The organism is Brevibacillus sp. TJ4, assembly GCF_044627595.2.
Classification (GTDB): Bacteria; Bacillota; Bacilli; order Brevibacillales; family Brevibacillaceae; genus Brevibacillus.
In genome coordinates this window covers 640412-655180 of sequence record NZ_CP185865.1, presented here as the reverse complement: position 1 = coordinate 655180, position 14769 = coordinate 640412, and the positions used below count along the sequence as shown (strand labels likewise).

Genomic DNA, 14769 nt, shown 5'->3' with positions numbered 1-14769 from the left:
CAAAAACACCTCCAAGTTGTTTTCCATATCTTACGACATGGTTCCGTTCACTTGAAGGTGTTTTAATTTGTCTCACGTTATGGGGTCAGTCCCCAAGGCTGGGACAGCTTTCTTCTAGGTACTGGTTGTTTTACTGTTTTACCAGAAGGACTTCCTCGACTGGCGTAAACGGCAGGTTGTGGGCGTCAGCTACCGCTTTGTAGGTGATTTTTCCGTCGATGACGTTTACCCCTTTGGCCAGGAAGCGGTTGTCGCGGATCGCTTGCACGTATCCTTTGTCCGCCAATTGCAATGCGTACGGAACCGTCACGTTCGTCAGGGCGAGCGTGGAAGTACGCGCTACGGCACCCGGCATATTGGCAACCGCATAGTGGATGACACCGTGTTTTTCGTACGTAGGCTGGTCATGCGTGGTGATCCGGTCTACTGTTTCGATCGAACCGCCCTGGTCAATCGCCACGTCGACGATAACCGAACCCGGAGACATCTCTTTTACCATCGCTTCCGTAACCAGACGCGGAGCGCGCGCACCCGGAATCAGTACAGCGCCAACCACGAGATCTGCTTTTTTCACTGCGTTGGCGATGTTGAAGGAGTTGGAGATGAGTGTTTGCACGCGTCCCTGGAAGAGATCATCCAGTTGGCGCAGGCGATCTGCGTTGACGTCGACGATCGTTACGTTGGCACCGAGACCTACCGCCATCTTCGCTGCATTGGTACCGACGATACCGCCGCCGATGACGACAACTTCTCCTTTTGGTACGCCCGGAACACCGCCCAGCAATACACCTTTGCCGCCGTATTGTTTTTCCAGGAACTGCGCGCCGATTTGCACAGACATGCGTCCTGCAACCTCAGACATCGGCATCAAGAGCGGCAGTGCTCCGTTGTCGAGCTGGATCGTTTCATAGGCGATCGCGACTACTTTTTTGTCCATCAGCGCTTTCGTCAATTCTGGCTCCGGCGCCAGGTGCAGGTAGGTGAACAGGATCAACCCTTCGCGGAAATAGCCGTATTCAGACGGAAGCGGCTCTTTTACTTTCATCACCATATCGGCAGCCCATGCGTCTGCTGCAGTCTCGACGATTGTCGCTCCTTGTGCGGTGTAGTCGTCGTTGGTAAAACCGCTGCCCTGTCCTGCATTGCTTTCGATCCGCACGGTGTGGCCATGTTGCACCAAGGCAGCCACGCCGGCTGGAGTGATGGCGACACGATTCTCATTGTTTTTTATTTCTTTTGGGATCCCTACGATCATAACAGGCAAGTCCTCCTTGGAAAGGCCGTTTTTAGTATTACTGTCATTGTATCGTGTTTTTCCCGTTCCTACCTTGGAGATTCCCTCTAATCCTATCTGAATCCATTTGTGAAAACCCACAAACGAACTAATGTTCCTTGTCTAGTTTGTCCATTTTCAACTCCAAATACAGCGCAGTTCGCTGATTCATATTTTCCAGATTTACCTGCATGATTTCTTCGATCCGTCTCAGCCTGTAGCTGAGTGTATTGATATGCACGTGGAGCGTTTGAGCCGTTACATTCATTTTGCCCGCCGCATCCAGAAATGTTTCCAACGTCTCCAAAAGAGCTGTCTGGTTTTCCCGATCGTACTGCTTGAGCCGTTCGAGCCGTTCATTCTCGTAACCCGTCTCATCCCCCCACTGCTTGATTTGCAGCAGGTAGCGGTAGATGCCCAATTCATGGTAGCCGTATATGTCTTCGGTCTCACGTGCAAACAATTTTTTCACCTTGAGCACGTGCAGCGCTTCGCGATAGCTTTTGACGAGCTGCGTGTATCCTTTGTACGGGCGACCGTAGCCGGCGATGACCTGCCCTTCCTTGACATGGGCGACCAGCTTGCCGAGCGAGTCCGACAAAAAAAGCTCCACTTTGCGAATCAGCTCGTCGCGATCTGCCTTCGCTCCCCCTTGCAAGCTGATCAACAGCACAAGCTGCGAGCCGTCCATCACCCAGTACAGCTTGTCGCGCATCAGAAGCGGGTACAGGTACTGGTCCAGCCTCGCTTCCGGCGCCTCTACGATGCAAATCAGATAGGGAGCAGACATCTGCATGTGAAGGCTCTCAGCCTTTTGCCGGATCGCCGCTTCGCTGTTCAAGGTTCCCAGCAGCAGCTCCCACAAAAAGTCCCTGCGGCGCTGTTCTTCGGCCTTGCGTTTGCCCTGGCGCTGAACGAGCCGGGATGCCGCTGCGCGCGCCGCCTGTCGCAATATTTCATCATCTTCTTCGGTAAACGCCCGATTTACTTCCTGGGCCCATATATAGCCAAGAATATCCTGACCGCGTCTGATTGCGATCGCGACCCGCTTGCCCAATCCGATCTCATCCTTGGCCGAGATGTGCACCGGGTCCCCCTTTGTCCACAGCTCCTGGAACACGCCGTCTTTCCACAGGCGAGTCAGCACTTTTTCCGGGACTCTGCGCCCCATGATGGTAGACCAGCGGGCGGGATCAGTGCTGTCCGTATGCGAGCTGTATGCGATCAGCTTGTGGTCCGAGTCTTCAATCGTAATCGGATTTTGCAGCAAGTCTCCGATTATGTCCGCCAGCTCATCCACATCAGCATGCTGGTACTTTTGAAAATAGTTGGGATCGATCGACATGCTGGCCACCTCACAGAAGCAGTATGATTCCTTTTATTATACCGGAAAAGCAGTGCAAAAAGCATGGTTTGCACACAACAAAACCAGCCCGACAACGGTGGATTTCCGTATCGAGCTGGCTGTAGAACACGTCCTTTACACCAACCGCGCGATTGCATCCAGAAGCTGCTCTCTTTGAAACGGCTTTACGACAAAATCACGCGCTCCTGTCTTCATCGCTTCCAATACTTTTTGTTTATGGCCAATCGCCGAACAGATCAGCACCTTGGCATTTCCATCGTAGTCGAGGATTTCGCGCATTGCCTCGATTCCATGCATGTGAGGCATGGTAATATCCATCGTGACAATGTCAGGAAGCAGCTCCTTGTACTTTTCAATCGCTTCCAGACCATTGCTCGCTTCCCCGCAAACCTCGTGATGTCCTTCCACCATATCTGCCAGCATACGCCTCATAAATGCCGCATCGTCAACAATCAGGAGTCGGGCCATGGTGTACACAATCCCCTCGCTTTACACCTCAATCTACCTCTTACTTTTGCAGAAATAGCCGGGCTTGTCCACGAGAGATTATGACTAGTTTTGTCGAAACGAAAAATCAGGAGAAAAAGCCGATCCGTTCTGCTTCCGACTCCTCTTGCTCCAGTCCTTCTGATGAAGTATACGTCGCCAGCGGACTCTCCGGCTTGGGATGGGGTGTTGTTTCGCCGATCTCGGGGATCTCTACCTGCCTTACCTCATCGGGAATTTCAATCTGCGGCATTTCTACCATGTCTTTTTCCATGTCACGTCCCTCCCTTCCATCACATTTCTCCTGCTTATCTTCCCCTGAAGCAACTCAGACATTCGTTCGGGATGCTATCCTGCTGGATTCCTGTTTTATTTTTTAACAAGCAGGATTTTTTGACTACAATAGCGAATTTTTTGCTTTTGGCACATTCGTTATGGAGGAGTTTTCCCATGTTCAAGCTGCAACTTTTCCCGGCTCTGTTCACATGCCTGGTCATCGGTATGCTGGTTCTCATCAGCAACCAGTATTTGACCAGCCTGCAGCATGTCAGAGATTTTCAAGAAAAAGGGCAGTCGCTTTACAAACAGCGTGTCGCATTGCTTTTGGAAGGTCCAACGTACGATCAGGGCTGGAATATCACTGCTCTGGAAAGTCTGATCGCCCTGCAGCAAGAACATAACTTTTCTCTGGAAATCGCCAGCAATCTCAAACCCGAGGAAATTACTACCGTCGCACGCACCTACGCTTCCAACGGATACGACCTGCTGCTTGGACACGGCGTTATTTTTTCGGAGCCTTTCACACAGGTCTCCCCCTACTACCCCGAGACTCGCTTTGTGTCCTTTAACGGAGAGGCGCATCACCCGAACCAGACGACGATCCGCTATGACATGAAACCGGCCGGATACCTCGTCGGGCTTCTTGCCGCACGCATGTCCAAAACAGGCAAAGTAGGCTACATCGCAGTAGACAAGCCACCCGAGATCGACCAGATCGAGGGTTTTCTTCAGGGTGTCATGGTTCATTCACCGACAACCCAGGTTTCCGTCGGGTATGTCCCCGACTTTAACGATGTTCCCTCCGCATTAACAGTCACCAAAGAAATGATCGCCTCTGATATTGATGTGATATACACCACCGGAGACAGCTTTAATCTGGAGGTCATCACGGAAGCCCAACGATCCAAAGTGTACACGATCGGGTATATCGCCGATCAGCGCTACATTGCCCCTGACTACGTGCTCGCTTCTCTCATCCAGGATGTGGACCAATGCTACCGAACGATTATGGAGCAGTTTTTGCAAGGCAATCTCCCGACGGGAACCGTCATGTACGGTCTGTCCGAAGGCGTCAACTACTTCAGTCCATTTGGTCCCATGGTCCCGCAGGAGATACGTGACGAAATCAGACAAGAGTTGCAACGGCTTATCCAGCAACCCGATCTGCATGGAGGAAAATAATCATGTCGCCTTTTCGCAACCTCGGTTTTCAAAATAAAATCATGCTCAGCTTCCTCGTTATGATGCTTTTGATCGGCTGCGTGACCTTGATGTTTTCCTACCACATGACAAAGGTAACTGCCGACGAGATGTATTTGACCCAGACCTTGCTCCCGCAGACGAGCGCGCTGTTCGAGTTGAAAAATCAGGTCTACACCAAGACGAACGCATTGAAAATGTACACGCTGACCCGGGACGCTTCCTATCTCGACAAGTACTATACCAATCCGATCGACAGTTCCAGCTTCGCCGGTTTGACGCCCTCGGCGGAGAACAGCGTCCTGTTTTCGACGATTGATTCGATCCGTCAGCTTGATTTTCTGTTCCTCAACAAGATCAATCCGCTGCTGGAGGCGGAAAATGTAACTGCCGTTACTTACGTTCTTTCCAACGAGGTGCAGCCGCTGATCAACCAGATCGAACGCGACCTGTCCTTTTCACTGGATCACCTCGAAGACAAGACAAACCAGGAGTTTCAGCAGACAGCCAAAAACACGATGGTATCGCTCATCGTGACCTATACCGTCTCCATTGCGGCTATTTTGTTCGGATCGTTTTGCACCTTTTACTTCCGCAGAGAGCTGCTGCGCCCGATCCAGTCCTTGATGGAGCAGGTGCGGGATGTCTCGAGCGGAACATTCGGGCAGCAAATTGTCTATACAAACAAGGATGAATTCCGCGAACTGGCAGATGAATTCAACAAGATGTCGCGCAACATCGCCATCCTGTTCGAGCAGGACCAGAAGCAGCGGCAAATTTTGACCGAAGAGAAAAACTTGCGGGAGCAGATTCTCAATTCGCTTCCGGTCGGGATCATCACCTCTCCCCACCCTGCGGCAGAGATTCACGTAAACCGGTTGGCGCAAGACACGGTGAAGCTGGACAGCAAAGGATTCCCGCTTGCACCAGACGACACTCCGGTCATCACCCAAACCGATGAGGACAACTGGTTCGTCAATCGCAAAATGAAACTGTACAAGCACGACTCCACGCCGTTTAGCGCACTGGTGTCCTATGTGCCGCTGTACCATCAGCAAAACCAGGGGACCGGCTGGATGATCTCCTTTTTGGATATAACCGAGCAGGAAAAGGTGCAAGAATTCCTCAATCAGTCCGAAAAGCTATCCATGGTCGGGCAATTGGCTGCCGGAGCGGCACATGAAATTCGCAACCCTTTGGCTGTGATCTACGGTTTTATTCAGCTCATGCAGCAGCACCTGCCCGAAAAGGAGCGCGACCGTTACTATTTGCCGTTGATTTTGGAAGAAATTAACCGCGTCAATCACATCGTCAACGAAATGCTGATGCTCTCCAAGCCTTCCATCCCGAACTACCGGGAAGTGTACTTGAGCGACCTGCTGCACTCCATCCTGCCGCTGATGAACGCTGAGGCGACGTTGCACGGGGTACAGATCGTCAACCGCTGTTCGCCGGAGACGAAAATTCACGTCGATATGGAGCAGTTCAAGCAAATTTTGCTCAATCTGATGAAAAACGGCATCGAAGCGATGAGCGAGGGAGGCATTTTGACGATCGAGAGCCAGATCGACGGAAGCTATGTATACATCACCGTCCGGGATACCGGGATTGGCATCTCTCCCGAATATTTAATCCGGATTTTTGATCCTTTTTTCTCGTTGAAGGAAAACGGGACGGGGTTGGGACTGCCCATCTCCCGTCGCATGGTGGAAAATCACGGGGGAAATCTGGAGGTTGCGAGCAAGGTGGGAGAAGGAACGCAGATCACGATCTCGCTGCCGCGGCAGCCACAGCCTGTCTAGTCGGCACGAATCCGCTTTCCTTGTTCGTCCAGCCAGCCAAACATGCTCCTCGTATATACTTCCATGTCCTGGCCTGCAAACAGATGGCTCGCTCCTTTTGCCAGCCAGAAGTCATACGGCTTGTTCTCTCGCTCCAGCGCCTTGGCCAGCCTATGGGCGTGTTCGACTCCCACGTTCTGGTCCTCTGTCCCGTGGATAATCAGTACGGGACAGGCGATTTCCGCGATACGGTACAGCGGCGTGCGCATCCGGTACGCCTCCGCCTGCTTGCGCGGATGGCCGACGATCCGCCGCAGCATCCGGCGCAAATCGACCCGCTCTTCATAAGTGAGGAACATGTCACTCACCCCGTTCCAGATGACGGCAGCGAGCATGCCCGGACATTCTATCGCCGCAAACAAGGCCATGATCCCGCCGCGGGAAAACCCGTAGACACTGATCCGGCCGGCATCCACTTGCGGAAGCTGGCGCAGCATCTCGTAAGCGGCAAAGACGTCGTGACGATCCTCGCCGCCAAATTCGTCCCTTCCCTCTCCGCCTTCGTTGCCGCGATAGTGCGGCGCAAGTACGACGTAGCCGAAGGACGCCAATTGGCTGATTCGCTCCGCCCTCACCTTGCCCACACCTCGGATCCCGCCACGGCAGTAGAGAAGGGCTGGCATACCGTGTACAAGCTCCTGAGCCTGTCCCTCTGGTACGGCGAGCATCGCTTTGACAACCAGCCCCTGGCTCAAATAGCTTACCGTGTACAAGGCGACATCCGGCTGGCACGCGGGTATTGGGACTATATCCAAAAACGGCTTCGGGTCCAGATGAATCGTCTTCACATTCCTCCTCCTTTCTGGCATGATGCGCTACTTCGTACGGAAAAAGCGATAACGCCTGCACTTCTTTCTCACATAGTATGGACAAGCGGCGAAAAGCCTTCCTTGCGACACAGCAGCAAACGGCAACAAAAAAGACGGGTTTCCCCGTCCTTTTTAGTTATCACAAGGCTTAGTAGCCGCGTTTTGCATTCTTTTTGTTGATCGTAGCAAGGTTCTCTTCACTGTGCTTCAACCATTTTTTCAGTTTGTCCTCGAAGGAAGACGCACTGTCGCGTTTTGCGTTCCCTCCACGGTCGCCTCCACGATATCCACCACCACGACGCTCTTCACGCTCAGGACGCTCAGGCGCTGGGAGTGCGGCGCGAACCGAAAGCGAGATTTTTCCTGCATCATCAATGGAGAGCACCTTTACCTTTACTTGTTCTCCCACGGAAAAGTGATCGTTGATATCTTTTACAAAACCGTTTGCTACTTGGGAAATATGGACGAGCCCCTGTTCCGTTTCACTGACTGCGACAAACATCCCAAACGGTTTAATTGCTGTCACTTTTCCCTCGATGATGCTTCCCACTTGTACTGCCATTCAGTTTGCACTCCTTTTATGATTTCCAAAAAATGGTGAGAACCTCCAACAGAAGCCTCATTCTCTAAGTATAGCAGAGAGAATCAAATACTGAAAAGCCTATTCTTTGTAGAGGGTGCAACATATTCGTTTCGTTTATCTTCCATCCTTTCATATATCAGAATGGATCACTTGCTCTTATTTTATCACGCTTTTTCTTGCCTGACCACATATTGGACAGTCCGATCAGCACCATCATCGCGACAATTCCACAGGCATCCAGCAAAACATCGTGGACCAGCCCTGTCCGGTTCGGGGTGAATGTCTGGTGCCATTCGTCCAATACGGCTGTCATCACGCTCAAAAAACCGCTCCAGGGCAAAGCAGCCGACGCAGCAAGCCAATGGCGAAGCACGAGATACCACAAGAGTGCGAGAGCAGCGAAGGTGACAACATGAACCCCTTTGCGAACAAAAAATTCAATGACTCCCGCCGTACCGCGCTCATCGAGGCTGATCTCCCTGCCTCCGTATTCCAGCTTCACGTCTTGCAGCCGCTCCTTCCATTTGCCTTCATCGACCATGTCGGAGATGGAACCGCGCATGTCCTGATCCTCGTACGGCTGCGATGAGGAGATGTACAGCCCGACCAGCATCGCTGCCAGCAACATGATGTGCAACCACTTCTTGAACACGCCTACCCGCTCGCTCCTTTCGCCTCGTTTCCTGATTGCAAGGGTACTAGAGAAGCGGCTGCATGTAAAGCCGTGGCCGTTCTGCAGACGCTTAGTGCTGTGCCCCGTCCCGCTCCGTGGCGGCGATTGGCAGGAAATCCTCGCTGGACAAATTCTCGATGCTCTTGCCAGCAGCGGACATCGCTTCTTTTTCCTGCGTTTTCCCCGCTGTGCTGGCACGCTTCATCCTGTCTGCTCGACGATCCTGGCGGCGGACCTGTTCATTCTCCCACCAGACGCGCAGCTTTTCGATGACAATGGGTAGGGTAATCACTGCCTTTTGCGCATGTCGCAGTTCGATGGCGTAATGCATGCCCGGCACGAGGACGATCGCAGCATAAGCGCCGAGCAGGATGCCGAAGAACAGACTGCTCGTGTACGACGCCGTATACCCGCCACCGAGCCAGCCCGCGGCGAACGGCAGACTGGTTACCGCCACGGCTGCAAATGCGCCGGAAAGACTGCATACGGCGCTGGCAGAACCACGCACAACCCGCTGCCAGAGCGGTGTGTCCTCATCGTTCGTCTGTACGATCTCATCCAGGTGGAAGAGCGCTTGCTGCACCATGAGTGCGATCGCAGCCGCAATTCCGTAGAATCCCAGCAGATTCATCGGCCGGTCTGTCGCCATCAGGCCGACGATCACTGCACCTGCGGTCAGCGGCAGCAAGGCAATGGCGATCCATCCGTCCCTCGTTCGCGCTTGCAGCAGCACACTGCCCACAACGATACAAGCAGCCAGACCGGCAATCGTCAACAGGCGCCCGCTCCCATCCGCCCGAATCGCTTCGGCTTCCTTCAGCTTTTCCCATTCGTTGGCGTTGAGCACCTGGTACCCTTCCGGCATGGTCATCCGTTCTTTCATTTGCAACGGTAGCGCATAGGACAGCGTTTCGATGCGCCCGGGGTCAGAGACCGCACTGCTGACTTGCATGACGTACCAGCCATCCTCGCGCTTGTAGACGGTCGGTTGGGTCCCGTATGAAACATCAACCAGATCGCGCAGGCGAGCCATCCCTTGCGGCGTACGAATCATCGTGTTTTTCACCTGGTCTTCATGCTCCATCCAGCCTTCCGGAAAACGGGCCAGAACAGCCACTTCGCGACCATTCCAATTGACGCTGCCCACCGGCTGATTTCCCAGATAGCTGGCGAGTTGACGTTTGATTTCCGCTTCCGAAACACGATAGCGAAGCAGCATTTCCTGTCTCGGGCGAATGTCCAGATACGTCCCGCTCCGCTCGTCCCCGATGCGTTCGTCGGTGATCATTTCTCTTCCTTTCTCGTCGCGGGTTCTCACTTCCTGGAGCATGGTCAGCACGTTTTGCGCGATTTCCTCGGTCATGTGCCGCGATGGTCCTCTCACGGTAAACTCCAGCCGCAACTTTTGCTCCTTATTGACGACAAAGGCGTACGGATCGGTCCCGCGAATATCGCGCAATTGCCGATCCAGTTCTTTCTCCAGCTCGTACCGCGTCCGGGTCCACTTCCCGATGTCGTGGAGGAGCAGATGAAATGTCAGCCCTTCACGCTCCGCTACCGTGTACACATCCCGGACTTCGGGGATGCCGCGCAGGCGTTGTTCGGCAATTTGCGCCGCACGGATCGCATCGTCGACCGTACTGCCACGCACCATGGCCAGGCTGAGGCTTTTTTCTTCCGCCGCCGTTGTTTCGTAGGAGTCGACGTCCAGAAACGGATGGAGCAGCATGCTCGTGACAAGCGATACAGCCAGCAGCACCGCGTAGGGGAGAAACCCTTTGCGCACGGTCTGTTCCCAGCGCCCGCGCACGTAGCCAGCCCACCGGATCGTCGGCCGCTTTGCCAAAGGGATTGCATCTGCCGTGAGAGGGGACGGCTTTTTTACGCCCCAGCTTGCAGCCAGTACCGGTATGACAAATCCGTACACAAAAAGCAGCGTGATCGTTCCCAGAAGAAAAATGGGCCAGGCTGCAAGCAGAAAGCTCCGGTCGACCGGCTCCACATAATCTGTCACGAGCACAGCAAACCAGCCTGCCGTGAGAACGAGGATCGTCACAAGCAGCGGTCGTATCAGCCCCCAGGACTGACGCAGACAAGTGAGTGGTGTCATCTCCATTTGCCGGCTCACCCGCTGGAAGAGAAATGGCCCGGCTCCGATGCCCAGCAGCACAAACAGCGAGTACGGACCAATCGTCGAAAGGGAAAGCGGAATTCCCCCCAGCCACATCCCGCCGAGCAAGGCACCCGCGGCGAGCAAGACTGCGAGCAAAGACAAGAGCGCTGTCAATTTGCTTTTCTGCCTCCAGCCAATCCATGCAGCGCAGAGGACAGCAGCCAGGCCGAGCAGGAAGCTGATCTGTCCGATCGCCCCCGTCAGCGGTGCCGCATCATCAGCGAACAGGTCCATCCGGTAGCGTCCGTTTGCTGCTTGGTTCAAGGCATCGACAGTCTCAAGCACGACCTCGCGAGCCGCGGGGAGCTGTCCGGTTTGTGCGGCAAATACAGTGATGCCAATCGCAGGCTCACCCTGATAGACCTGAATTTGCTCGCCTTTTGTTCCGCGCAGGTCGCGGATCTCAGCCAGTGTCTTCAGCGGCACGTATCCTTTTTCGCTTGCGATCATCTTGCTGCCCAGAGCTTGCGGACCTTCTGTCTGGCTGTGCCACTGGATCGAGGTCTGCTCCTTTCCTCGCCCAACCGTGCCGACTTCCTCCGCTGCGGCTTCCGGGGGAAGCTGGGCCAGCACATCACCCGGGGTCAACCCGTATGCCTGCAGCGCAGAAGGACGAAAGACGAGTTGCACCTCCTGCCGCACCACGTCGTCCTCGATCTCCAGGCGGGCCACACCGGGCAGGCTGATCAAGGTTTCGTAGACAGTATGCCGCGCTACATCAGCCAACGTCTGGACATCTGCACCGTGCAGCAGAAAGTACCCGATTCGCTGATCTGCCTGATTGTCCTGGCTGATGCTCCACTCCCCGACCGGCAGCATCGCGGCTGATGTTTCCAGCGTCTGCTCCAGTTTTTCCCGGAAGTCCCGGTCAAGCAGATCCGATGTTTCTACTGTGATCGTCGCCATTCCGGGACGCGATTCCGAGACGATCTTGCTGCCGGCAGTGCCCAATGATCGCACGGCAGCCTCGACAGGCAGTGTGATCGATTCATCCACCTGCTGGGACGTCAGTTCGGGAGCGAGCAGGCGGATGACGTACACAGGCACAGGATGATCGGGAAACTTCACGACATCCATGCGGAGTAGCGCCCCGACTGTCAACAGGCAGCATAGCAGAGCGCCTATGCGCGCCAGCGTGGGCAATATGGACAGCCATGTGCGATTAGTCATGGTGTACGTTCACCGCCTCGCCGTCCACCACGTATGAAAGCCCGGAACGGACGATTACATCCCCCTGCTGCAAGCCGTCGACAATTTCGTAGTAGGCACCGTGCAGCGCTCCGACTTGTACCGGCACTTTTTGCACTGCTGTCTCCCCGATCCGCATGACGTAGTAGCCTTCCTCGGAGACGCCGACGCTGGTCACGGGAACGAGCAGGGCATCGTCCTTTTGCAGCGTGTATTCGCATGAGACCGTCATCCCGCCACGCCAGTTCAACGTACTGTCGGTGACGGTCACCTCGACCGGAAAGGCGCCTGTCGCCGGATCGACGACGGGCGAGATAAAGCTGACCTTGCCTTCTGCCTCTGTCCCGTCCGCCGCTCTTACCGTCACGACAGCCCCCTGCTGCCAGCTTGCAACCTGTTCGCTGTCCAACTGAAGCTGTACGAGCCACTGGGACGTGTCGACCAGCCGAATGACCTCTGCTCCGGGCCCGGTCTGTTCAGCTTCCCGTTGCCCGATCGCGGCTACCACACCGCTAAACGGGGCTTTCAGCACAGCCGCAGACGCTTCCTGTCGCGCCCGGTCCAACTGAAGCTGTGCTTCCTCGACGACTGCATTGGCCGCCTCCACATCGAGCTGATCTGTCCCCTGCAACAGCCTGTCGTACGCCACCTCTTGCTCCCGCAGGCTAAGCGCCGCTTGTTGCTGTGCCAGCGCCGCCCCCTCCAGTTCGTCCCGGGAGATCGCTCCGTTGGCATAAAGAGTCTGCGCCCGCTGATGCTCCTGCTCAGCTTTTTCCGCTGTCTGCCGCGCTTTTTCCACCTGCAGCCGCTGCGTTTCGATCTCGTGTCGCTCCGCCCCTTGCAGCGCCTGGCTTCTGCGAATCGCGGCACTGGCGATTTGCCCCTCGGCCGCCCTCACACCTTGCTGCCAGACTTCCGCCTCCAGCGTGGCAAGCGTCTGTCCTGCCGCGACAGCCTCCCCTTTTTCGACGTACATACGGGCGATTTTCCCAGCCGTACCAAAGGAAAGCGGCAATTCCCGGCGCGGCGTAACCACCCCCGCCACCTCCAGCCTGATTCCTTCCCGGCTGGCTGCCACTGTATATGCCTGAACTGTTTTCACCTGGATATATGTCTCTTCTTCCAGTTTTCGAAGCTGATTGATTTTGCCGTCCAGATTTTGGCATCCGGTGACCAGCAAAACAGCCAGCAACAGACTGACCCTGCGCTTCATACCCTCAACTCCTGCAACAGGCTATTCTTGTCTTTCTGATTGACAAAATATATTTTACTTAAAATTGATAGAGTTGTATCATTTTTCTGTCATTTTTATTTGATTTTATTTTTTGCGAAAAAACGCCCAACCGTTAAAGTTTGCAATTCTGTATCTCCTTTGTAACTCCGCTCCGGTATGATAGTGCATAAGAAGAAATCTTTATGGCTGCTGACGATTCCTTTGTCAGCGCTTACAAATCACTGTGCATCATCATTTTTTCATGGTGGGAGTGAACGTCATGGCAAAAATTTACTCATCTTACGCGGACATCGTAGCCGATATTCACGATGGCGCTACCTTGCTCGTCGGCGGATTCGGACTCGTCGGAATCCCGGAAAACCTGATTATCGCCCTGCGCGACAAAGGGGTTGGCAATCTCACTGTCGTCTCCAACAACTGTGGTGTCGACGACTGGGGACTTGGCCTTCTGCTCCGCGAGAAGCAAATCCGGAAAATGATCTCTTCCTACGTGGGAGAAAACAAAGAATTCGAACGCCAATTCCTCGCGGGCGAGCTGGAGGTCGAGCTGACTCCGCAAGGTACGCTGGCAGAGCGCATCCGCGCCGGCGGAGCAGGAATTCCCGCCTTTTACACGCCGGCTGGCGTCGGCACGCCAATCGCAGAAGGACGGGAAGTACGCTCCTTCGACGGCAAGGATTACCTGCTGGAGCATGCGATCACCGGCGATTTTGCCTTGATCAAAGCGTGGAAGGCGGACAAAATGGGCAACCTCGTATACCGCAAAACGGCGCGCAACTTCAATCCGATGATGGCTGCGGCCGGCAAAATTACCATCGTCGAGGTCGAGGAAATCGTCGAAACAGGCGAGCTTGATCCGGATCAGATCCATACGCCAAGCGTCTACGTGCAGCGCGTGATTCAAGCTCCTTCGTTTGAAAAACGGATCGAGCGGCGAACCATCCGCTCCTAGTTGTCCATCTTTTCGAGAAAGACCTTTACAAAGGAGGAAACGCAAAAATGTCGCTGACGCGTGAACAAATCGCCATTCGCGCCGCCCAAGAAGTGGAGGACGGCTTCTATGTAAATCTGGGAATCGGGATGCCGACACTGGTCGCCAACTACATTCCCGAAGGAAAAACAGTGGTACTGCAATCGGAGAACGGGCTGCTCGGCATCGGCCCCTACCCGAACGAAGACGAGCTTGATCCCGATCTGATCAACGCCGGCAAAGAGACCGTGACCGCGATCCCGGGAGCTGCGTACTTCTCCAGCGCCGAATCGTTCGCCATGATTCGCGGCGGTCATATCGATCTGGCCATCCTCGGGGCGATGGAGGTGTCCGCCGAAGGAGATTTGGCCAACTGGATGATCCCCGGCAAGATGGTAAAAGGAATGGGCGGTGCAATGGACCTCGTCCACGGCGCGAAAAAAATCGTCGTCATCATGGACCATGTCAACAAGCACGGCGAGACGAAGATTTTGAATCAATGCTCGCTGCCGCTCACGGGCAAGAAGGTCGTGCACCGGATTATCACGGACCGCGCTGTACTCGACGTCACGCCAGAGGGACTGCTTCTCGTCGAAGTAGCGGAAGGCTATACCGCTGAAGATATTCAGGCATGTACAGAACCGAAGCTGATCGTCTCTCCTCACCTGAAGACGATTCAACTGTAAGCAAACAC

General features: G+C 54.6%; 13 protein-coding genes. 4 read left to right on the top strand and 9 right to left on the bottom strand.

The window, feature by feature from the left end; genetic code table 11:
* Positions 1-130: 130 nt before the first annotated feature.
* The 4 genes from ald to ACAF76_RS02980 all read right to left on the bottom strand — a co-directional run bounded on the left by ald (position 131) and on the right by ACAF76_RS02980 (position 3399).
* A complete protein-coding gene (ald, locus tag ACAF76_RS02995) occupies positions 131-1255 on the bottom strand; it encodes an alanine dehydrogenase (RefSeq protein ID WP_400162571.1) in 1125 nt (374 codons plus the stop codon).
* 127 nt (positions 1256-1382) lie between these two features.
* On the bottom strand, positions 1383-2618 hold the full coding sequence (locus ACAF76_RS02990; RefSeq protein WP_400162570.1) for a PucR family transcriptional regulator: 1236 nt from the start codon (positions 2616-2618) through the stop codon (positions 1383-1385).
* Positions 2619-2753: 135 nt separating this feature from the next.
* On the bottom strand, positions 2754-3107 hold the full coding sequence (locus tag ACAF76_RS02985; protein WP_400162569.1) for a response regulator: 354 nt from the start codon (positions 3105-3107) through the stop codon (positions 2754-2756).
* 106 nt (positions 3108-3213) lie between these two features.
* Positions 3214-3399 (bottom strand): hypothetical protein, encoded by a 186-nt coding sequence (locus ACAF76_RS02980; RefSeq protein WP_400162568.1) that lies wholly within the window; start codon positions 3397-3399, stop codon positions 3214-3216.
* Between the two features lie 176 nt (positions 3400-3575).
* On the opposite strand from ACAF76_RS02980, the gene ACAF76_RS02975 reads away from it, so the two are divergent.
* Both ACAF76_RS02975 and ACAF76_RS02970 read left to right on the top strand, forming a co-directional pair.
* Positions 3576-4586, top strand: coding sequence for a BMP family ABC transporter substrate-binding protein (locus ACAF76_RS02975; RefSeq protein WP_400162567.1), 1011 nt, complete (start codon positions 3576-3578; stop codon positions 4584-4586).
* A 2-nt stretch (positions 4587-4588) separates the two neighbouring features.
* Positions 4589-6406 (top strand): ATP-binding protein, encoded by a 1818-nt coding sequence (locus tag ACAF76_RS02970; protein ID WP_400162566.1) that lies wholly within the window; start codon positions 4589-4591, stop codon positions 6404-6406.
* On the opposite strand, the gene ACAF76_RS02965 is transcribed toward ACAF76_RS02970, so the two are convergent.
* From ACAF76_RS02965 to ACAF76_RS02945, 5 genes are all read right to left on the bottom strand, one after another.
* Entirely contained in the window at positions 6403-7224 is an 822-nt protein-coding gene (locus tag ACAF76_RS02965; RefSeq protein ID WP_400162658.1) for an alpha/beta hydrolase family protein, read from the bottom strand. The genes ACAF76_RS02970 and ACAF76_RS02965 overlap by 4 nt on opposite strands.
* A gap of 178 nt (positions 7225-7402) precedes the next feature.
* Positions 7403-7816: a S1 RNA-binding domain-containing protein gene (locus ACAF76_RS02960; protein ID WP_400162565.1), complete on the bottom strand. Its 414-nt coding sequence runs from the start codon at positions 7814-7816 to the stop codon at positions 7403-7405.
* A 157-nt stretch (positions 7817-7973) separates the two neighbouring features.
* Positions 7974-8489, bottom strand: coding sequence for a VanZ family protein (locus ACAF76_RS02955; protein WP_400162564.1), 516 nt, complete (start codon positions 8487-8489; stop codon positions 7974-7976).
* 91 nt (positions 8490-8580) lie between these two features.
* Positions 8581-11853 (bottom strand): efflux RND transporter permease subunit, encoded by a 3273-nt coding sequence (locus ACAF76_RS02950; protein ID WP_400162563.1) that lies wholly within the window; start codon positions 11851-11853, stop codon positions 8581-8583.
* A complete protein-coding gene (locus ACAF76_RS02945; protein WP_400162561.1) occupies positions 11846-13084 on the bottom strand; it encodes an efflux RND transporter periplasmic adaptor subunit in 1239 nt (412 codons plus the stop codon). Before ACAF76_RS02945 ends, ACAF76_RS02950 begins: the two co-directional genes overlap by 8 nt.
* A gap of 280 nt (positions 13085-13364) precedes the next feature.
* Here ACAF76_RS02945 and ACAF76_RS02940 point away from each other — a divergent pair, with 280 nt between their 5' ends.
* Positions 13365-14057 (top strand): CoA transferase subunit A, encoded by a 693-nt coding sequence (locus ACAF76_RS02940; RefSeq protein WP_400162560.1) that lies wholly within the window; start codon positions 13365-13367, stop codon positions 14055-14057.
* A gap of 47 nt (positions 14058-14104) precedes the next feature.
* Positions 14105-14761: a CoA transferase subunit B gene (locus tag ACAF76_RS02935; RefSeq protein ID WP_400162559.1), complete on the top strand. Its 657-nt coding sequence runs from the start codon at positions 14105-14107 to the stop codon at positions 14759-14761.
* Positions 14762-14769: the final 8 nt, after the last annotated feature.